This window comes from Bradyrhizobium sp. Leaf396 (assembly GCF_001424605.1).
Lineage (GTDB): Bacteria > Pseudomonadota > Alphaproteobacteria > Rhizobiales > Xanthobacteraceae > Bradyrhizobium > Bradyrhizobium japonicum_C.
In genome coordinates, this window is the sequence record NZ_LMQJ01000034.1 from 241,979 (window position 1) to 261,176 (window position 19,198).

The following is a 19,198-nucleotide window of genomic DNA, read 5'->3' on the forward strand; positions in this document are numbered from 1 at the left end:
ATCATGTGACGCGCGACATGCGGCTTCTTGCGCGGAGAAGCTGGAAAAGCGAGCGGTTATAGGGTGAGTCAGCCGATGGCGTAACCCACCCTACGAAGCTACGAAGCCTCCGCCAGCCGCACCGTCTCGGTGCTGCGATAGATCGCCAGGTCTCGCGAGCCGACGAAGATCGCGCGCGGCTTCAAGCCGTAGAAGCGACGGATCGAGTGGCTGAAATGCGTGGAATCGGGATAACCGATATCCTGCGCGAGATGGGCGAGGTTGAGGTCCTGGTTGGCGAAGTGCAGCAAATGCCGCGCGCGCTTCCAGGCGCGGAAGGACCGGAACGAGATGCCGGTCTCTTCCTTGAACAGGTGCAGGAAGCGCGAGGCGGAGAGGCCAGCTTCAGCGGCACAGGTGTCCGCCGTCACCGGCTCGCCGGAGAAGCGCTCGATGCGAGCAACGGCACGCATCACGCGCGGATCGAGCACGCGGCGCGGCAGCGCCTCGCCAAAGCACATTTCGTCGAATTCAGCTGTGGTGATGTCGCCATAGCGGCGCTGACGCAGCAGCGCATAGGCGGCGAGGATCTTGCGGGCATAGGCCGCCTTGTCCGGCCCGCGCAGCCGCTCGGCCAAAGCCTCGATCACGCCATCCGGCATGCTCTCCGGCTCCAGGGTTACGCTGATGACGGTGCGATAGTCGCTGGCGATGGTGTGCCGCTGGTTCGGCAGGGTCACGATCAACTCGTCCGAGAGATGGAGGTCGTCGATCGTCAGGTGCAGGCTGCCCTTCACCGCAACATAGACGTGGCAGCAGCCCGGGGTTCGCTTGCGGGGGCGACCGAGCAGGCCGGCATAGAATACCCGCTCCGGCGTGATCAGCATCAGATGGTCGGATTCGCGACCTTTATCTTCCATTGGGGTCCTCCTCGCGCGGCTCTCTGGCCGCTGCGGACGGAGGTCACCTTAGCGGAAATTTGCGCGCTGTCACGATAGGATAGCGCTGTCACGGAAACACGGTGAGCCGTTCCGGGGGCCCACAAGACCGAACCCGGAACCTTAAGATCCTCAGGTGCGCAAGGCTCACCGGAGTTCGACGCTGCGCATCGCTCCGAGTGGCTTCCGAAACTTACGCCCTCACCCTCGGCGCAACATTCTGCTCGGCGCCAGCCTTCTGTTCCGCGGCAACTGCACGCTTAAATCCGTCACGCTGCTGCAGACGAGCCCAATAGGCTGCGACATTTGGCCCAAAATCCTTGGCAAGGCCGATGTTCTCGGCAAGCCGGAGTGCATAACCGATCACAATGTCGGCGGCGGTGAAGCGGCCCCCGCACAATGTTTCGGCATTTGCCGTCGCTGCCTCCACCGCACGCAACCGGCCCAGGAACCATTTGGCGTAGTCGCCGGCGACCTGCGGGTTGCGGCGCTCCTCCGGCTCGAGCTGGGTGTATCGGAGCACCAGCGTTTGCGGAAAGGTTAACGTAGCGTCGCTGAAATACATCCAGTTCAGGAAAGCGCCATAGGCGGGATCTTCGGGACCGACCATCAAGGGGGTCGGGCCGTATTTGATGCCGAGATAATGGCAGATGCCGGAGGACTCCGTCATTTTGGTCTCGCCGTCGACCATGAAGGGAATGGTGCCGAGCGGATTGAGCGCAAGATATTCCTTGGCAAACACCCGCGGCGGGAAGGGCAGCATCTTCAGTTCATACGGCAGCCCCATCTCTTCCAGCATCCAGAGCGGACGAAACGAGCGCGCCGCGTCGCAGTGATAGAGCGTGATCATGAGGCCTTCCCTTTGCTGCCGGGCAGCGTGCCCATCATCTTGCATAGAACCATCAGCATGACCTCGTCGGCGCCACCGCCGATCGAGGTCAGGCGGCTGTCGCGATAGGCCCGACTGACCGGCGTCTCGTTGGTAAAGCCCATTCCGCCCCAATATTGCAAGCAGGCGTCGGTGAGCTCGCGGCCGAGTCGGCCGGCCTTCAGCTTGGCCATGGTGGCGAGCCTGGTCACGTCCTCGCCTGCGACCAGCTGCTCGCCCGCACGATAGATCAGCGCACGCAGCAGCTCGACCTCGGTCTGCATCTCCGCGAGCTTGAAGTGCACGACCTGGTTGTCGAGAATGCTCTGGCCGAAAGCCTTGCGATTGCGGGTGTACTCGATGGTTTCGTTGATGATGTACTCATGCGCCTTGAGACAGGCGGCCGCGCCCCACAGCCGCTCCTCCTGGAACTGGATCATCTGGTAGGTAAAACCCTTGCCTTCCTCGCCGATCCGGTTGCACTTGGGCACGCGGACGTTGTCAAAGAATATCTGCGCGGTGTCGGAGGAGCGCATGCCCATCTTGTCGAGCTTCCGCGCCACGGTGACGCCCTTGCTCTTCATGGGAACGCAGATCAGCGACTTGTTGCGATGAACCGGCCCGTCGCCGGTATTCGCGAGCAGGCAGATCCAGTCGGCCTGGGTGCCGTTGGTGATCCACATCTTGCCGCCGTTGATGACGTAATCGTCGCCATCCGATCGCGCCTGGGTCTTGATCGAGGCGACGTCGGAGCCTGCACCTGGCTCGGAGACGCCGATGCAGGCCACGTAGTCGCCGGCAATCGAGGGCGCCAGAAACTCGCGCCGCACCTCATCCGAGCCGAACCGCGCCAGCGCGGGCGTCGCCATGTCGGTCTGGACCCCGATCGCCATCGGCACGCCGCCGCAGGTAATCGCGCCAAGCTCCTCCGCCATCATCAGCGCATAGGAATAGTCGAGGCCCGATCCGCCGAACTCCGCGGGCTTGTTCAGCCCGAGGAAGCCGAGATTGCCCATTTTCTTGAACAGCTCATGCGCCGGGAAGATGTCGGCCTTCTCCCATTCATCGACATGAGGATTGATCTCGTTCGCGATGAACTTTTGCAGGCTGCGGCGGATATCGTCGTGGTCAGCTTTGAATAGCATTCGATCCTCTCGTCATTCCGGGGCGACGCGCAGCGTCAAACCCGGAATACATTCTTCTACGACACGTGCGGCCCGATGGATTCCGGGCTCATGCGCGCCGCGCACGCCCCGGAACGACGGCATCGATCACAGCCCCATCTGCCGCGACGCCAGATCCTTCATGATCTCCTCGGTGCCGCCGCCGATGGCATTGACCTTGACCTCGCGGTAGATGCGCTCGGCCTTGATGCCGCGCATGAAGCCGGCACCGCCGAAGATCTGCACCGCCTCGGAGGCGCAGAAGGCCATGGTCTGCGTCGCCTGGTTCTTCATCATGCAGATCTCCGCGACCGGGCTTTCGCCCTGCTCAAGCCGCCAGGCCAGCATCTCCAGCATCGCTTGCGAGGCCGCAACCTTCTGCGCCATGTCGACGATCTTGTGCCTGATGACCTGGTGCTGCGCCAGCGGCTTGCCGAAGGTCTTGCGCTCCTTTGCGTAAGCGATCGCCTCATCGAGGCAGACGCGGGCGAAAGCGGTGCAACTCGCCGCCATGCCCATGCGCTCGCTGTTGAAGTTCTGCATGATGATCTTGAAGCCCTGCCCCTCCTCGCCGATGAGGTTTTCGGCCGGCACGCGGCACTCGTCGAAATGCAGCGTCGCGGTGTCGGAGGCCCACCAGCCCATCTTCTTGAGCTTGGTCCTGGACAGGCCGGGCGTGTTGCCCTCGATCAGGAGCAGGCTGACGCCGCCAGCGCCCTCGCCGCCGGTGCGCACCGCAACGGTCAGATAGTCGGCGCGCATCCCCGAGGTGATGAAGGTCTTTTCGCCGCTCACGACGTAGTGATCGCCGTCGCGCCGCGCCCGGGTGCTCAGGTTCGCGACGTCGGAGCCGCCACCCGGCTCGGTGATCGCGAGCGCGGAGATCTTCTCGCCTGCAAGAATTTGCGGCAACACCCGTGCCTTGACCGCGGGGCGGGCTGCCCGGGCGATCGGCGGCGAGCCGATGGTGTGGCTCATCAGGCTGGCACTGACGCCGCCGGCACCGGCCCGTGCGAGCTCTTGGCTCGCAACGATCTTCATGAACTGGTCGGCGGCAATCCCGCCATATTCCTCGGGAAAGCCGAGTCCCAAGAGGCCGATCTCGGCGGCCTTGCGATAGAGCGCGCGCGGGAATTCACCGGCCTCGTCCCATTCATGAGCGAACGGGGTGATCTCCTTCTCGACGAAACGTCGCATGACGTCGCGGAAGGCGTCATGCTCGGCGGTATAGAACGGGCTCTTCATCGCAGTCTCGCCCTGTTGGGATTCGCTCGTCCACCATGGCTGGAACCTTGACGGCTCACTTGCGCGGAGTGGCTGACCGCAGTCGAGCTTCCGGGCGAGGAGCAAACTAGCAACTCAACGCAAGACGATTTTCGCCGCGCACAGGCCAACTCTGGCGCAAAAAAACGTTGCTGCACAGACTCCGGCTGGCCCGAGGGCCACGCCGGGCATGGTGCATCGTGCAGCAGGAAGTGGGCGGCACAAGGCCGCCGATGGAGGAATTCTTGGCCGTTCGTTACTACGATTGGATCGCCCATCATGGCCGCCGCACGCCGAACAAGGTCGCGGTGATCGATCTCGCGAGCGATCGCCGCTTCACCTATTCTCAGCTGGATGCCCGCGTCTCGCGCCTGGCCTCGTTTCTGCGCCACCGGCTCGGCGTCTCGCGCGGCGATCGCGTCGCAGTGCTGGCGTTGAACACGACCGATACGCTCGAGGTGCAATTCGCGTGCGGGCGGCTAGGCGCCATCTTCGTGCCGCTGAACACCCGCCTTACCGTTCCCGAGCTCCAGTTCATCACGTCCGACTGCGCGCCGAAGGTGATGATCCATGACGCCGACCTGGCCGAGACCGCGCTCGCCGTCGCAAAGCTCTGCAACGTTCCGACCAGCCTGCTGCTCGGCCCGGGGGGCGCCTACGAGGCCGGAATCGCCGCCGCAAACCCGCTCGACCGAGCCGAGGAAGTCACGCTCGATGACGTCTCGACCGTCATGTACACGTCCGGCACGACCGGGCATCCCAAGGGCGCGACCATCACCCATGGCATGACCTTCTGGAATTGCGTCAATCTCGGCGGTCCCGCCTGCATCGGCCCCGCCTCGGTGCTGCTCACCGTGCTGCCGCTGTTCCACACCGGCGGGCTCAACTGCTATACCAATCCCGTGCTGCATGCCGGCGGCACCGTGATGATCATGCGCGCCTTCGATCCCGGCACCGCACTCGGCCTGATCAACGATCCCGCGCAGGGCATCAACGTGTTCTTCGGCGTGCCCGCGATCTACCAGTTCATGGCGCAGCATCCGGCATTCGCGACCACCGATCTCAGCCGGCTCATTGTCGGCGGTGTCGGCGGCGCACCAATGCCGGTACCGCTGCTGAAAGTATGGGAGGCGCGCGGTGTCGCGCTACAGCAGGGCTACGGCATGACCGAGACCTCACCGGCCGTGCTGGTGCTCGACCGCGAGGACGCGGCGCGCAAGGCCGGCTCCGCCGGCAAGCCGGTGCTGCACACCGAGGTGCGTATCGTCCGCCCCGACGGCAGCGATGCCGATGTCGGCGAACTCGGCGAGCTCTGGGTCAAGGGCCCCAACATCACGCCCGGCTATTGGAACAGGCCGGAGGCGAACAAGACCTCCTTCACCGACGGCTGGCTGCATACGGGTGACGCCACGCGCGTGGACGAAGAAGGCTTCTACTACATCGTCGATCGCTGGAAGGACATGTACATTTCCGGCGGCGAGAACGTCTACCCGGCCGAGGTCGAGAACGTCCTGCACCAGCTCAATGCCATCGCCGAGGCTGCCGTGATCGGCATCCCTGATGCTCAGTGGGGCGAGGTGGGCCTTGCCATCGTCGCCGTCAAGCCAGGACAGAAGCTGACGGAGGGCGAGGTTTTCGCCCATTGCGCGGCCAATCTCGCGCGTTTCAAATGCCCGCGCCAAATCCGCTTCGTCGATGCGCTGCCGCGCAACGCCACCGGCAAGATCCACAAACCCACCTTGCGCAAGGAGTTCTCGGTCGCCTCAGAGATCGACAAGAAAGTCGCCAACGCCTGATCGAAGCGCCCCTCGCGGGGCGCTTTTCTTTTGACGTGCCTGCCTACTCAACAAGAAACTCCAAGGAATTTCCATGAAGAACAAGAAAATCGCCCTGCTCGCGGCGGCAACGGCCCTGACCTTGCTCTCGGCTCAAAGCGCCTTTGCGCAGAAGAAGTACGACACCGGCGCCAGCGACACCGAGATCAAGATCGGCAATGTCGAAGCCTATTCCGGTCCGGCTTCCGCCTACGGCATCATCGGCAAGACCGAGGAAGCCTATTTCAAGATGATCAATGACCAGGGCGGCATCAACGGGCGCAAGATCAACTGGATCTCCTATGATGACGGCTATTCGCCGCCCAAGACCGTGGAGCAGGTGCGCAAGCTGATCGAGAGCGACGAGGTATTTCTGGTCTTCAACGCGCTGGGCACGCCGACACAGACGGCCGTGCAGAAATATCACAACGCGAAGAAAGTGCCGCAGCTCTTCCTGGCCACGGGTGCCAGCAAATGGAACGACCCGAAGGGCTTTCCCTGGACCATGGGCTTCCAGCCAAGCTACCGGGTCGAGGCGCGGATCTTCGCCAAGTACATCCTCCAGGCCAAGCCCGATGCCAAGGTCGCGATCTTCTATGCCAATGACGATTTCGGCAAGGATTACGTCGCCGGCATCAAGGAGATCTTTGGCGAGAAGGCCTCCTCGCTGATCGTCGCGGAGGAGAGCTATGAGACCACCGAGCCGTCGATCGATTCCCACATCGTCAAGCTGAAGGGCACCGGCGCCAACGTGTTCGTCAACATCTCGACGCCGAAATTTGCCGCGCAGGCGATCAAGAAGATCGCCGAGCTCGAATGGAGGCCTATGCACGTGATGACGGACGTCTCGATCTCGATCGGCGCAGTGATGAAGCCTGCCGGGCTCGACGCGTCGGAAGGCGTGCTGTCGGCGAGCTATCTGAAGGACGCATCGGACCCGCAATGGAAGGACGACGAGGGCATGAAGAAGTTTCTCGCCTTCGTCGACAAGTACATGCCGGGCGCCAACGTCGCCGACACCAACATCGTCTACGGCTATGCCGCCGCGCAGACCCTGGTCCAGACCTTGAAGCAGTGCGGCGACAACCTGACGCGGGAGAACGTGATGAAGCAGGCCGCGAGCCTGAAGGACTTTGCGCCCGACACGTTGATTCCAGGTATCAAGATCAACACCGGTCCCAACGACTTCGCGCCGATCGAGCAGCTCAAGATGATCCGCTTCAAGGCCGGCCAGTGGGAGCTGTTCGGTGATATCATCAGCGCGGAAACGGGCGGCTAGCTCGCATCAGCTGAATTAACCAACCCAGATAGCGGCCGGAAGGCCGCTATCTTTTTTGTGCAGGTGATCTCGGAGCCAGGCTATGCCGGCAGGAAGAGCGCAAAGGGCTCTTCCACCGTCCGACGCAAATGCTTTCGATACAGGGCGTAGTTGCCGTCGTCGGGCGCGACGCGCCCCAAGGACGGGTTCGGGATGTTCCTGAGCGGCACATAGGCAATGGGCGCAGCGATCGGCGTGAGCTGCGAACCGGGCCCGGCGCGGAGCGTCGAGATGATGCCGTACATCTCGCCGGAAACCGTCGGCCGCGACACCGTGATCACGCGGTGCTGGCCGTGCTTGATGATGACGAGGTAGATGAAGCCGGACTGATGGGGAACGGCGACTTCGCCGGTATGCTCGTAGGCGGCATCGGTCCGATCGCCCTCCCGAAAGACCAGCGACGAGACCTTCGGCTCCCACACGATCTCGGTGCGATAGGCAAAGATCGCATCCTTGTCGCCGAACGAGGGCCGCAGGGTGACATAGACGTCCTCGAGCCAGGTGACCGCGCGATGCGCATAGGAGCCGAGGCTGTCGGGCGCGACATCGCTCGCGGCCAGAGGCGTCACCATGACTGCGCTTCTGCGCAGGGAGACGCCGAGTGCCTGCTCCAGCCGGACCGTGGTCGCGAGCGTGAACGGCCGTCGGCCGCCAAGCACCTTTTCCAGCGTCGACAGGCTGAGCTTGGCCTGCTCGGCCAGCGCCTGCCGGGAGATCCGCCGTCTGGCGAGCTCCTCGCGAATGGTCTCGGCAATCTCGCGGCTTTGCTCGTCCGTAAGCTGCTTGTCGGTGACTTTATCCTGCGTCTGCATCGTTAGCCCTGCTCCAGCAGCGCCATTCTAGCAGGGCGGACAAACCAGCACAAAACCGCACATGACCGTCCCCGACAAACGAGCCCGGGCCGGGCGCGGCGGAACATTGCCGATCATTCTGCTCGCGAGATCAGCCTCTCCGAACCGATGCTGAGGGCTAGCAGAACATGCTTCGGGAGCAATGCAAATGGACACCTACGACACGGCCGATAGCGACGAGCACCCCTTGTTGAGTCGTCTCATCAAGGTCGGATTGTTCCTCCTCGCGCAAGGCGTTGCGGTGATGCTGGTCGCCTTCATCGCCCTGCTGGTGAGCTTCGGGACAAGTTTGTCGGCAACGACCGAACAGGCCAGTCTGCTCCAGCCCGGCGATGCAAGGTCTGGTACCCTGCTCCTGAAGGAAGACGGCGCGTATGCCGAAGCAGTCCGCCTCGGCACCGACGTTGACATCACGGTGTCCGGCCCGACGCTGCGCGCCCGTGTCACGCAGGTCTTCCGCAACACGAGCAAGGACTGGGTCGAGGCGACTTACGTCTATCCGCTCGCGACCGGCGGCGCCGTCGATACGCTGAAGATGGTGGTCGGCGACCGCGTCATCATCGGCAACATCAAGGAGCGGCAGCAGGCGCGCGTGATCTACGAGGAGGCGCGCCGCACCGGCCGGAAGGCCGCCCTTACCGAGCAGGAACGACCGAACATCTTCACCAACTCGGTGGCCAATATCGGGCCTGGCGAAACCGTGCTGGTTCAGATCGAGTACCAGGAGCCGGTGCATCAATCCGGCAGGGAATATTCGTTGCGCCTGCCGCTCGTGGTCGGACCGCGCTACAATCCGGCACCGATCGTGCAGAGCGTCGACTTCCGCAGGGACGGCTCCGGCTGGGGCGCAGCGACGTCAGATCCGGTTCCGGATCGTGAGCGTATTTCGCCGGAGGTGCTGGATCCCGCAAAACATGCGCCGGTCAATCCGACCAGCATCACCGTGCGCCTGAAGGCTGGCTTCCCACTCGGCGATATCAAGAGCCACCATCATAACGTCAGGGTCGAGAGTCCGGACAGCGCTACGCGCATCGTCACGCTTTCCGACGGCGCAGTCCCCGCCGACCGCGACTTTGAACTGACCTGGAAACCGGCCGCGGAGAAGGCGCCTTCGGTCGGCCTGTTCCACGAGCGGATCGGCGATGCCGACTACCTGCTCGCCTTCGTCACCCCGCCTGGCGCGGACCAGGCGGCGCGCAAGCCGCCGGCGCGCGAGGTGGTGTTCGTGATCGACAATTCGGGCTCGATGGGCGGCACGTCCATCGTTCAGGCCAAAGCGAGCCTCCTTTATGCTCTCGGTCGCCTGCAGCCGAATGACCGCTTCAACGTCATCCGCTTCGACGACACCATGGACGTGCTGTTTCCGGCTTCCGTGCCGGCGGATGCCGCGCATGTCGGTGAGGCGACCTCCTTCGTCAGCGCCTTGCAGGCGCGGGGCGGCACCGAGATGGTGCCGGCAATGCGCGCGGCCCTCACCGACAAGCTGGGCGGCACCGACATGGTTCGTCAGATCGTGTTCCTGACAGACGGCGCGATCGGCAACGAGCAGCAATTGTTCGAGACGATCACGGCGATGCGCGGCCGCTCGCGCGTGTTCATGGTCGGCATCGGTTCCGCGCCCAACACCTATCTGATGACACGCGCCGCCGAGCTCGGCCGCGGTGCCTTCACCCACATCGGCTCCGTCGAGCAGGTGGAGGAGCGCATGCGCGGTCTGTTCGCCAAGCTGGAGAACCCGGCCGTGACCGGCCTCACCGCAAGGTTCTCCGAAGCCACCGCCGATGTCACTCCCGCGATCATTCCCGACGTCTATCGCGACGAGCCGTTGGTGCTGGCGGCGAAACTCGACAAGCTCGCAGGCTCGCTCGAGATCAAGGGCCGCGTCGGCGACCGCCCCTGGACGGTAACGTTGCCGCTGCAAAACGCCGCCGAAGGCAAGGGCCTCTCCAAGCTCTGGGCCAGGCGCAAGATCGCTGATGCGGAAGTGGCGCGCACGCTGCGCGAGACGTCGCCGGAGAACGCCGACAAGACGATCCTGGCGCTGGCGCTCGATCACCAGATCGTCACGCGGCTCACCAGCCTCGTTGCGGTCGACAAGACGCCGAGCCGGCCCGAAGGCGCGCCGCTCAAGCTCGAAGAATTGCCGATCAACCTGCCGGCGGGCTGGGACTTCGAGAAGATCTTCGGCGAACGGCCGCAGGTCCCGGCGCAATTGCGCGAACGCCACGCCGATGCGGGCACTCCGCCAGCGCTGAGGCGCCCGGCACCCGCCGCACCCGATGCGATCCGCCTGCCCAAAACCTCAACTCCGGCCGAGCTCAGGATGTTCGCAGGCGCAATCCTGATCCTGCTCGCCTTGACCCTGTTCGTGTTCAACCGGCGTCGGACCTTGCTCACCGACTCCGCTTGAGAGAGGAGCTCCCCGAACTCCTCTGTCAGCGCGCGCGGCTGCCCGTCCCCTGCAAACGGCCGCGCGCGCCTTTTTGGGAAATGCCGCTTCGGGGGCGATGCGAAGCATCGATCCCGGAATGACCACCAAAGAGAAGCAGATGCCCCGCTTCATCTTCCCCCTCGTGCTGGCCTTGATCGGCCTCCTCCTGCTCGGCGACGGCGCTTACATCCACGCCAAGGCCTGGCTGGCGCAGGTGTTGCTGGAGCGGGCGTTCGAGCGGAGCGTTGCGACGGGAGAGGCCGTCAAGCCATGGTCGTGGGCTGACACCTGGCCGGTCGCGCGGATCGAGGTCAAGCGGATCGGCGCCAGCGCCATCGTGCTGGAAGGCACCAGCGGACAGGCCCTCGCTTTTGGACCCGGCCACGTCCACCAAACGGCCGATGCCGGCGAACGCGGGATTGCCGTCTATGCAGCCCATCGTGACACTCATTTCCGCTTCCTGCGGAACGTTGCCATTGGCGACGTCATCGACGTCACACGTCGCGACGGTCAACATTTTCGCTATCGCGCGGACGCCTCCGCCGTGGTCCGTTTCGATGCATCGGGCATCGAAGCCACGACGCAGGGCTACGAACTCATTCTCGCGACCTGCTGGCCGTTCGACGCCGTCACCCCCGGTCCCGAGCGCTACATTCTGCATGCAACATTGATTGGAGCCGATAGGTAGATCGCTTACCGAATCGACGAGACGCGCCCTGGATCGCTCATTCCATCTGGCGGCATACCGCCCGCGAGGTTGCGACTCCGAAGGACTCGCCATAGAACGGAGTGGCGCTCAACCAAGAAGAACAACAGGTGAGGTCACGCCATGGAAGCCCAGGTGTCTGCTGCGTCCGCGTTCCATCCATGGTCTCCGCCGCCCGATGCCAGTGACATCGTCAAGGGCATCCACGCCATGCTGCACCCGCGCAACATCGTGCTGGTAGGTGCGACCGACAAGCCCGGCAACTACGCCGAGCGCATCTGGAACAATCTGGTCAAATACGGATTTGAGGGCGGTCTCTACCCGGTCAACGCCAAGCGCGAAGCCATCTGGGGCGTGCCCTGCTACAAGGACTTTGCGAGCCTACCCGAAAAGCCCGATCACGTCCTGGTGCTGGTGCCTGCACGTTTCGCCGTGCAGGTAATTCGCGACGCTGCCGCGGCCGGCGCTCGTTCTGCCACCATCGTTACCTCAGGCTTCAGCGAACTGCAGGATGAGGAAAGCCAAAAGCTTGCCGCCGAATTGCAGGCGGCCGTGCGCGAGACGGGTCTTGCCGTCACCGGGCCGAATTGCCTCGGCAATCTGAGCGCCGGCGAAAAGCTCTTCACCAATATCGACGATCGTATCGTCACCATGGAACAGGGCGCGGTGGCGATCGCCGGACAATCCGGCGCCATCGTCATGGCGATCCGTCAGGCGCTCGAGGATCGCGGCGTCGGTGTCGGCTACATGGTGACGACTGGCAACGAGGCCGGGCTCGAGACGCCGGACCTGATGCGCTATTTCGCCGAAGACCCGAGCATCAAGGTGATCGTCGTCTACCTCGAAGGCGTGCGGAACACGAAGGCTTTTCGCGAAGCCTGCAAGGCGGCGCGCGCCGCGAGCAAGCCGGTGATCGCCCTCAAGCTCGGCGCGTCCGAGGGCGGCCGCGCCGCGGCGATGGCGCATACCGGCGCGCTCGCGGGCTCGATAGAGACGTTCGACGCGATTGCCACGCGCGAGGGCGTGATCCGGGTCGCCGGGCTCGACGAACTGATCGAGACGACCGAATGCTTCGTTCACGCGACCGTGCCCAAAGGCGACCGGCTCGCCGCCGTCACGCTCTCCGGCGGCAAGCGCGGCATGCTGATCGACGCCTTCTACGCAGCAGGCTTGAACTTCGCGCCGCTGAGCGCGCATGTCAGCTCCGAGCTGGCGAAGATGCTCGGTCCGGGCTCGATCGTCGGCAATCCGCTCGACGCCGGCTTTGCCGCAGTCGTCGATCCCTCTGTCTATATGAAGTCGATCAAGCTGATGATCGACGACCCCGATATCGACATCGTCATCGTCGATGCGGAGCTGCCGAAAGCGCAGCACGAGCTGCGCGAGCGCAATTTGCGTATCGTCAACGATATGGCGAGCAAGGCCGGAAAGCCCGTGATCTATATCAGCGCGATGTCGATCGGTTTCACTGAATTCACTAAAGAATTGCGCAAATCGCTGCCGCATCTCGCGGTCATGCAGGGCCTCGACCGCGCGGTGACCGCGATCAAGTCGCTGCTCGACTATGCGAAACTGCGCAAGGAGGTGCCCGACATCGTCTCGAGCTCGAAGCCCGCCGCGCGCGCCGTGCTGGAGAAGACCTTGAGGTCGGCGACCGGCGCCGCGCTCGACGAGGTCGCCTCGAAGAAGCTCCTCAAGGCCTATGGCATCCCGATTTCGAAGGAGGCGATCGCACAGACTGCGGCGGAGGCCGTGAAGATCGCCAGGCAGATCGGATTCCCGGTCGTGGCAAAGGTCGTCAGCGCAGAGATTCTGCACAAGTCCGACATCGGCGGCGTGGTCCTGAATATCAACAGCGCGGCGGAGGTGAAAAAGGCGTTCGCCGACATCACGGCGCGGGTAGCGAAGCTCAAGGGCAAGCCGAGGCTCGACGGCATTCTGATCGCGCAGCAGGTCAAGGCGGAGCTGGAGCTCGTGATCGGCGCCTCGCTCGACGCCGAGATGGGGCCCGTCGTGCTGTTCGGGACCGGCGGCATCGACATCGAACTGATGAAGGACGTCGCACTCGCCGGCGCGCCCCTGGATGAAGCCGAGGCGCAGCTCCTGATCGGCCGCACCAAGGCCGGCATCAAGATGCGCGGCTATCGCGGCAAGCCGGCCTTGCACGAAGCCTCGGCGCTAAAGGCGCTGGTCGGCCTGTCCAACCTGATCGCAGACGCCGGCGACCGGATCGCCTCGGTCGACATCAACCCGTTTCTCATCAACACCAGGACGGGCGTGGCGGTCGATGCCCTGATCGTCCTCAACAACGCCGCGGCGAGGCACGCGGCCGGACATTGAGGTGCCATTGGGAGGATTGCCACTGGGATCGTCCGCCAACTCGGTCCATCCGCATGAGCATCGGTGCGTTACGCTTCGCTAACCCGGCCTACTTAACGTAGCGAACTCCTTCCAACTTCCCCGCTTTGGGCCTAGAATCGCCCTCCATGGCACGCGCGAGCAATCTTGTGATCGGAACGGCGATGCTGGCGGCGATCGCCGTGGCATTCGGCGGCCTGCTCGGCGTGCAGAAATGGCGCACCATCCAGAGCCGCAGCCAATTGCGCGTGGTGTTCGAAGGCGGTTCCGCGAGCGGACTGCGGCGCGGCGGGCCGGTCAATTTCGACGGTGTACCGGTCGGCCAAATCCAGTCGATCAAGCTGGATAGTCCCCGCAGGATCGTGGCGCTGGTGATGCTCGACAACAGCGCGCCGATCCGCAAGGACACCGTCGCAGGCATCGAGTTCCAGGGTCTCACCGGCATCGCCGCGATCTCGCTGATCGGCGGCGCCCCCTCCGCACCGCCGGTGCCGCTTGACGCGGACGGCATCCCCATATTGACCGCCGATCTCAGCGACGCCGAGTCCATCGTGGAGACGCTGCACAATGTTGATCGCACCATCGTGAGCAACGCCCCCGCGATCAAGGAGGGACTGCACACGTTCGAGAGCTATACCGCCGACCTCAGGAGCAAGGGCGGAGAAATCGACTCCGTCATGGCCAAGGTCGACAGCGCCTTCGCGGGCTTCGACAAGGCGGTCGCGAAGATCGAGGGCGCGGTCCCAGGCTTCGTCGATGGCAAGGCCGACGAACTGTTCGAGAAGATCAAGGAACTGCATGAGCTTGCCGGCACCATGAAGAAGAAGTCGGCGGGCTACATCGAGGACATCCGCCGCTCGCTGCTCGATGTCAGCGAGACCGCCAACAAGATGGCGGGGACCCCCGTGCCGCCGCGACCACCGCGCAGGCCTACGGAGCAGAGGCGCTAGCTCAGCCCACGCGTGGCGCACAAGGCTCTGTCGGCGTACGATCCCGCGACGTGCGGCAGCAATGCCTCAGTAATTGCTTGGAGCCGCTCCGTTCGGAATGCCATCGATCGGACACTCGTCGGTCCCCGGTGTCGAGCGGGTCATCGCCTCGACCATGTCCCGCGTGCCCTCGGGGTCCTTGATCCAGTTCTTGTAGAAGTCATACGGGCACGCCGCGACGCCACGCGGACTGTCACCGGAATTGATCATGCCGGTGTAGCCGCGGTGGACCAGCTTGTAGAGATGATTCTGGGACTGACCGTTGCGGCGCGCATCCCGGATCAGATGCTTGGAGAGCTGGGCGTACTGGATGCCGTAATCCTCCTCGCCGCACTCGCCGAGCGTGCGGCCGTCGAAGCCGATGATGGCGGAATGGCCGAAATAGGAATAGACGCCGTCGAAGCCGGCCGCATTGGCGACCGCGACATAGACGTTGTTGGCCCACGCCATCGCCTTGGAGATCATGACCTGCTGCTCCTTGGCCGGATACATGTAGCCCTGGCAACGCACGATCAGTTCGGCGCCCTTCATGGCGCAGTCGCGCCAGATTTCCGGATAATTGCCGTCGTCGCAGATGATCAGGCTGACCTTGAGACCCTTTGGCCCCTCCGAGACATAGGTGCAATTGCCGGGATACCAGCCCTCGATCGGGACCCAGGGCATGATCTTGCGGTACTTCTGCACGATCTCACCCTTGTCGTTCATCAGGATGAGAGTGTTGTAGGGCGCCTTGTGCGGATGCTCCTCGTGGCGTTCACCGGTGAGCGAGAACACGCCCCACACTTTCGCCTTGCGGCAGGCCTCGGCGAAAATCGCGGTTTCCTCGCCCGGCACCATGGACGCCGTCTCGTACATCTCCTTGGAGTCGTACATGATGCCTTGCGTGGAATATTCCGGGAAAATCACGAGATCCATGCCGGGCAGGCCGACCTTCATGCCCACGATCATGTCGGCGATCTTGCGGGCGTTCTCGAGCACCTCGGCCTTGGTATGCAGCCGGGGCATCTTGTAGTTCACCACCGCGACGCCGACCGTGTCATTGCTGCTGGAAATGTCGCCGTGAAGCATGTTGACCGCTCCTGTCTTCTATCCGTGTGAGGTCATCGCGTCTGGTTAGTGGCTGATCATCCAGGGCCGCGCCGTCGGAAAACCCTTGGCGCCGCTCCTGGTCTTGGTCACCAACCGCGTGGGCTTTTTCCTGTCCGTCGCGCCCTTGTCCTTGACGGTCTTGCCCGTCGAGCAGCAGCCGCAACCGGGGCCATGCGAGGCCTTGTATTGTGCCAGCGTCTGCGGTGCGTGCGTGCTGCGCTCGTTGACCGCGTGCGCCTTGCGCCTGTCGGCCGGCATGCAGAAGAAATTCGGTGCGGTCAGGATCACCCGTGGCGCCAGCGTCTCGCAATGCGGGCAGGCTTGCGGATCGTCGCACTCCGCCATCGGACGCAGGTCCTTGAAAGGTCCGCAATCGTCACAGAGATATTCGTAGACTGGCATCGCATCATCCCCACGCATCTTGCCTGTTCAACACACCTGGCGGTTGATGCAGGACGGACGAAACGCCGGCCGTCCCGCATCCCCTCGCGCAGGGATTACTTGTCCGGAGAGATCGGCATCTGGATGTCGCCGGTGATGTGCTTGATCGGGCCCGCCGCCGACGGCATGACGTCGAAGTCGAATATCTCCGTCGGCAGCCACAGCGTGGCGCAGGCGTTGGGCACGTCGACGACGCCGGAAATGTGGCCCTGGCACGGCGCAGTACCGAGGATCGAATAGGCCTGGGCGCCGGAATAGCCGAACTTCTTCAGATACTCGATGGCGTTGAGACAGGCCTGGCGATAGGCGATATGGACGTCGAGGTAATGCTGCTTGCCGGCCTCGTCGACCGAGATGCCTTCGAAGATGAGATAATCCTTGTAGTTCGGCGTGATCGGCGACGGCTTGAAGATCGGATTCTTGATGCCGTATTTCGACATGCCATCCTTGATCACCTCGACCTTCAGGTGCAGCCAGCCGGCCATCTCGATCGCACCACAGAAGGTGATCTCGCCGTCGCCCTGGCTGAAGTGCAAATCGCCCATCGAGAGGCCGGCGCCGGGCACGTAGACCGGGAAGTAGATCTTCGAGCCGCGCGAGAGGTCCTTGATGTCGCAATTGCCGCCATGCTCGCGCGGCGGGACGGTGCGCGCACCTTCGGCGCCGATCTTGGCCTTCACGTCTCCCTTGGCGCGGCCGCCATGGGCGGTTGCCGCGAAGGGCGGATTGGCCAGACCAGGCACGCGGGTCGGATTGGTCGAGATCAGTTCGGCCTCGCGCTTGTTCCAGGTCTCCAGCATCTTCGGATCGGGCAGACAGCCGATCAGGCCGGGATGGATCAAGCCGGCAAAATTGACGCCGGGCACGTGGCGGGAGGAGGTATAGAGACCCTTGATGTCCCAGATCGACTTCTGCGCCAGCGGGAAATGATCGGTCAGGAAGCCGCCGCCGTTCTGCTTGGAGAAGAAGCCGTTGAACCCCCACAGGCTCTCCTTGAGCGGGCCGACATCGAGCAGATCGACGACAAGAAGGTCGCCGGGCTCGGCACCCTTGACGCCGATCGGACCCGAGAGGAAGTGCACGATCGACAGATCAATGTCGCGGACGTCGTCGGCGGAATCGTTGTTCTTGATGAAGCCGCCGGTCCAGTCATAGGTCTCGATGATGAAATCGTCGCCAGGATTGACCCACGCCACGATCGGAATGTCGGGGTGCCAGCGGTTGTGCACCATGTCGTTTTCATAGGCCGACTTGGTGAGATCGACCTTGATCAGTGTCTCTGGCATCGAGAGGCTCCCCTTTGACTACGGTTGGTTAGACGGACAGATATTTCGAGACCTGTGCGGCATCGACGGCGTCGCGCGGATCGTCGCGCACGATCTCGCCGTTCTCGATCACCAGCACGCGGTCGGCGATATCGAGCGCAAAGCTCAGCACCTGCTCGGACACGACGATCGAAAGACCCTTCTCGTCGCGGATGCGCTTCAAGGTGCGCGCCATCTCCTTGATGATGGAGGGCTGGATGCCTTCGGTCGGCTCGTCCAGCAGCAGCACCTTCGGCTTGGTCGCGAGTGCGCGGGCAATGGCGAGCTGTTGCTGCTGACCGCCGGAGAGATTGCCGCCGCGGCGGCCTTTCATCTCCAGCAGCACCGGGAACAGTTCGTAGATATCGTCCGGCACCTCCGATCCACCGGACACGACGAGGCCTGTCTCGATGTTCTCCTTCACCGTCATGGTGGAGAAGATCATGCGACCCTGCGGCACATAGGCGAGGCCCTTGGCGACGCGCTCGTAGCTCTTGAGATTGCCGAGCTCGGCGCCATCCATGCTCACCGAGCCGCTCTTCGCGGGCAGAATGCCCATCAGCGACTTCATCAGCGTGGTCTTGCCCATGCCGTTGCGGCCCATGATCGCGACGATCTCGTTGGGCGCGACCTTGACATTGAGCCCGTGCAGCACCTCGCTCTGGCCGTAGGCGACGTGGAGATCGGAAATTGCCAGCATCGGTGCGCTCCTAGGCTCGGTATGCCTTCCTTCTCCCCTTGTGGGAGAAGGTGGCTCGGGCGAAGCCCGCGACGGATGAGGGGTCCACATCTGCGAATACGAACGGCGGTCTGATGCGCGGAGAGATACCTCTCACCCGGATCGCTTGCGCGGTCGGACCTCTCCCACAAGGAGAGAGGTGCACCGTCCGAGCCGCGACTAGCTCACTCGATTTCGCCATCTCTCAATGCCCCAGATAGACTTCGACGACCTTGGGGTCATTCTTGACCTTCTCCATCGTCCCCTCCGAAAGGATCTGGCCCTGGTGCAGCACGGTGACCTTGTGCGCGATATCCTCGACGAATTTCATGTCGTGCTCGATCACCAGCACCGAACGGTTCTTGATGATGCGGTTGAGCAGCTCGGCGGTCTTGGCGCGTTCGGACACGCTCATGCCGGCGACGGGCTCGTCGAGCATCAGCAAGTCCGGATCCTGGATCAGCAGCATGCCGATCTCGAGCCACTGCTTCTGGCCATGGCTGAGCTCGTCGGCATAGGTGTTGAGCCTGTCCTTGAGGAAGATCATCTCGGCGACCTCCTCGACCCGGTCCTTCACCAACTGATCGCGCTGAAAGGTCAGCGAACCGAACACGGTGCGACCGCGCGGGAACGAGATCTCGAGGTTCTCGAACACGGTGAGGTCCTCGAACACCGACGGCGTCTGGAACTTGCGTCCGACGCCGGTTTGCACGATCTCGTTCTCCTTCATCTTCGTGAGCTCCTTGCCACGAAACTGGATCGAGCCCGAGGTCGCCTTGGTCTTGCCGCAGATCAGGTCGAGCACCGTGGTCTTGCCGGCGCCATTGGGGCCGATGATGACCCGGATCTCGTTCTCCTCGACGTAGAAGGAGAGATCGTTGACCGCCTTGAACCCGTCGAACGAGACGGTCAGTCCGGAGACCGCGAGCAGGAAATCCTTGGGCTGATGTCCGACGAGCATGACGATC

Annotated in this window: 16 protein-coding genes; 6 read left to right on the plus strand and 10 right to left on the minus strand. The window is 63.4% G+C overall.

What is annotated here, in order from left to right:
* Nucleotides 1-98: 98 nt before the first annotated feature.
* The 4 genes from ASG57_RS25845 to ASG57_RS25860 form a co-directional block, all read right to left on the minus strand.
* Complete coding sequence (locus ASG57_RS25845; RefSeq protein WP_057198071.1) at nucleotides 99-899, minus strand: helix-turn-helix domain-containing protein; 801 nt, start codon at nucleotides 897-899, stop codon at nucleotides 99-101.
* Between the two features lie 211 nt (nucleotides 900-1,110).
* Nucleotides 1,111-1,767 carry a glutathione S-transferase family protein gene (locus tag ASG57_RS25850; RefSeq protein WP_057198073.1) on the minus strand — a complete coding sequence of 219 codons (657 nt, stop codon included), beginning with the start codon at nucleotides 1,765-1,767 and terminating at the stop codon, nucleotides 1,111-1,113.
* A complete protein-coding gene (locus ASG57_RS25855) occupies nucleotides 1,764-2,930 on the minus strand; it encodes an acyl-CoA dehydrogenase family protein (RefSeq protein WP_057198075.1) in 1,167 nt (388 codons plus the stop codon). The genes ASG57_RS25850 and ASG57_RS25855 overlap by 4 nt, the downstream gene beginning before the upstream one ends.
* Before the next feature lie 126 nt (nucleotides 2,931-3,056).
* On the minus strand, nucleotides 3,057-4,193 hold the full coding sequence (locus ASG57_RS25860) for an acyl-CoA dehydrogenase family protein (RefSeq protein ID WP_057198077.1): 1,137 nt from the start codon (nucleotides 4,191-4,193) through the stop codon (nucleotides 3,057-3,059).
* Nucleotides 4,194-4,456: 263 nt separating this feature from the next.
* On the opposite strand from ASG57_RS25860, the gene ASG57_RS25865 reads away from it, so the two are divergent.
* Both ASG57_RS25865 and ASG57_RS25870 read left to right on the plus strand, forming a co-directional pair.
* On the plus strand, nucleotides 4,457-6,007 hold the full coding sequence (locus ASG57_RS25865; protein WP_057198227.1) for an acyl-CoA synthetase: 1,551 nt from the start codon (nucleotides 4,457-4,459) through the stop codon (nucleotides 6,005-6,007).
* Nucleotides 6,008-6,080: 73 nt separating this feature from the next.
* Nucleotides 6,081-7,304, plus strand: coding sequence for an ABC transporter substrate-binding protein (locus ASG57_RS25870; protein ID WP_024336988.1), 1,224 nt, complete (start codon nucleotides 6,081-6,083; stop codon nucleotides 7,302-7,304).
* Between the two features lie 80 nt (nucleotides 7,305-7,384).
* Here ASG57_RS25870 and ASG57_RS25875 read toward each other — a convergent pair whose 3' ends face one another.
* Entirely contained in the window at nucleotides 7,385-8,155 is a 771-nt protein-coding gene (locus ASG57_RS25875; protein ID WP_057198079.1) for a helix-turn-helix domain-containing protein, read from the minus strand.
* Nucleotides 8,156-8,342: 187 nt separating this feature from the next.
* On the opposite strand from ASG57_RS25875, the gene ASG57_RS25880 reads away from it, so the two are divergent.
* The 4 genes from ASG57_RS25880 to ASG57_RS25895 all read left to right on the plus strand — a co-directional run bounded on the left by ASG57_RS25880 (nucleotide 8,343) and on the right by ASG57_RS25895 (nucleotide 14,639).
* Nucleotides 8,343-10,604: a marine proteobacterial sortase target protein gene (locus ASG57_RS25880; protein ID WP_057198082.1), complete on the plus strand. Its 2,262-nt coding sequence runs from the start codon at nucleotides 8,343-8,345 to the stop codon at nucleotides 10,602-10,604.
* A 139-nt stretch (nucleotides 10,605-10,743) separates the two neighbouring features.
* Complete coding sequence (locus ASG57_RS25885) at nucleotides 10,744-11,313, plus strand: class GN sortase (protein ID WP_057198229.1); 570 nt, start codon at nucleotides 10,744-10,746, stop codon at nucleotides 11,311-11,313.
* A 141-nt stretch (nucleotides 11,314-11,454) separates the two neighbouring features.
* Nucleotides 11,455-13,671 (plus strand): acetate--CoA ligase family protein, encoded by a 2,217-nt coding sequence (locus tag ASG57_RS25890; protein WP_057198084.1) that lies wholly within the window; start codon nucleotides 11,455-11,457, stop codon nucleotides 13,669-13,671.
* Nucleotides 13,672-13,817: 146 nt separating this feature from the next.
* On the plus strand, nucleotides 13,818-14,639 hold the full coding sequence (locus tag ASG57_RS25895; RefSeq protein ID WP_057198086.1) for an MlaD family protein: 822 nt from the start codon (nucleotides 13,818-13,820) through the stop codon (nucleotides 14,637-14,639).
* Nucleotides 14,640-14,705: 66 nt separating this feature from the next.
* On the opposite strand, the gene ASG57_RS25900 is transcribed toward ASG57_RS25895, so the two are convergent.
* From ASG57_RS25900 to urtD, 5 genes are all read right to left on the minus strand, one after another.
* Nucleotides 14,706-15,746 (minus strand): aliphatic amidase, encoded by a 1,041-nt coding sequence (locus tag ASG57_RS25900; RefSeq protein ID WP_024336983.1) that lies wholly within the window; start codon nucleotides 15,744-15,746, stop codon nucleotides 14,706-14,708.
* Nucleotides 15,747-15,791: 45 nt separating this feature from the next.
* On the minus strand, nucleotides 15,792-16,169 hold the full coding sequence (locus ASG57_RS25905) for an FmdB family zinc ribbon protein (protein WP_057198088.1): 378 nt from the start codon (nucleotides 16,167-16,169) through the stop codon (nucleotides 15,792-15,794).
* Between the two features lie 95 nt (nucleotides 16,170-16,264).
* On the minus strand, nucleotides 16,265-17,494 hold the full coding sequence (gene fmdA / locus ASG57_RS25910) for a formamidase (RefSeq protein WP_024336981.1): 1,230 nt from the start codon (nucleotides 17,492-17,494) through the stop codon (nucleotides 16,265-16,267).
* Nucleotides 17,495-17,522: 28 nt separating this feature from the next.
* Entirely contained in the window at nucleotides 17,523-18,212 is a 690-nt protein-coding gene (urtE, locus tag ASG57_RS25915) for an urea ABC transporter ATP-binding subunit UrtE (RefSeq protein ID WP_024336980.1), read from the minus strand.
* Nucleotides 18,213-18,435: 223 nt separating this feature from the next.
* On the minus strand, nucleotides 18,436-19,191 hold the full coding sequence (urtD, locus tag ASG57_RS25920; protein WP_024336979.1) for an urea ABC transporter ATP-binding protein UrtD: 756 nt from the start codon (nucleotides 19,189-19,191) through the stop codon (nucleotides 18,436-18,438).
* Between the last annotated feature and the right edge of the window lie 7 nt (nucleotides 19,192-19,198).

What these genes read in the sequence shown, in the direction of transcription:
- ASG57_RS25845 (WP_057198071.1), bottom strand. Translation starts at nt 899, where the DNA reads ATGGAAGATAAAGGTCGCGAATCCGACCATCTGATGCTGATCACGCCG.
- ASG57_RS25850 (WP_057198073.1), bottom strand. Translation starts at nt 1,767, where the DNA reads ATGATCACGCTCTATCACTGCGACGCGGCGCGCTCGTTTCGTCCGCTC.
- ASG57_RS25855 (WP_057198075.1), bottom strand. Translation starts at nt 2,930, where the DNA reads ATGCTATTCAAAGCTGACCACGACGATATCCGCCGCAGCCTGCAAAAG.
- ASG57_RS25860 (WP_057198077.1), bottom strand. Translation starts at nt 4,193, where the DNA reads ATGAAGAGCCCGTTCTATACCGCCGAGCATGACGCCTTCCGCGACGTC.
- ASG57_RS25870 (WP_024336988.1), top strand. Translation starts at nt 6,081, where the DNA reads ATGAAGAACAAGAAAATCGCCCTGCTCGCGGCGGCAACGGCCCTGACC.
- ASG57_RS25875 (WP_057198079.1), bottom strand. Translation starts at nt 8,155, where the DNA reads ATGCAGACGCAGGATAAAGTCACCGACAAGCAGCTTACGGACGAGCAA.
- ASG57_RS25880 (WP_057198082.1), top strand. Translation starts at nt 8,343, where the DNA reads ATGGACACCTACGACACGGCCGATAGCGACGAGCACCCCTTGTTGAGT.
- ASG57_RS25885 (WP_057198229.1), top strand. Translation starts at nt 10,744, where the DNA reads ATGCCCCGCTTCATCTTCCCCCTCGTGCTGGCCTTGATCGGCCTCCTC.
- ASG57_RS25890 (WP_057198084.1), top strand. Translation starts at nt 11,455, where the DNA reads ATGGAAGCCCAGGTGTCTGCTGCGTCCGCGTTCCATCCATGGTCTCCG.
- ASG57_RS25895 (WP_057198086.1), top strand. Translation starts at nt 13,818, where the DNA reads ATGGCACGCGCGAGCAATCTTGTGATCGGAACGGCGATGCTGGCGGCG.
- ASG57_RS25900 (WP_024336983.1), bottom strand. Translation starts at nt 15,746, where the DNA reads ATGCTTCACGGCGACATTTCCAGCAGCAATGACACGGTCGGCGTCGCG.
- ASG57_RS25905 (WP_057198088.1), bottom strand. Translation starts at nt 16,169, where the DNA reads ATGCCAGTCTACGAATATCTCTGTGACGATTGCGGACCTTTCAAGGAC.
- fmdA (WP_024336981.1), bottom strand. Translation starts at nt 17,494, where the DNA reads ATGCCAGAGACACTGATCAAGGTCGATCTCACCAAGTCGGCCTATGAA.
- urtE (WP_024336980.1), bottom strand. Translation starts at nt 18,212, where the DNA reads ATGCTGGCAATTTCCGATCTCCACGTCGCCTACGGCCAGAGCGAGGTG.
- urtD (WP_024336979.1), bottom strand. Translation starts at nt 19,191, where the DNA reads ATGCTCGTCGGACATCAGCCCAAGGATTTCCTGCTCGCGGTCTCCGGA.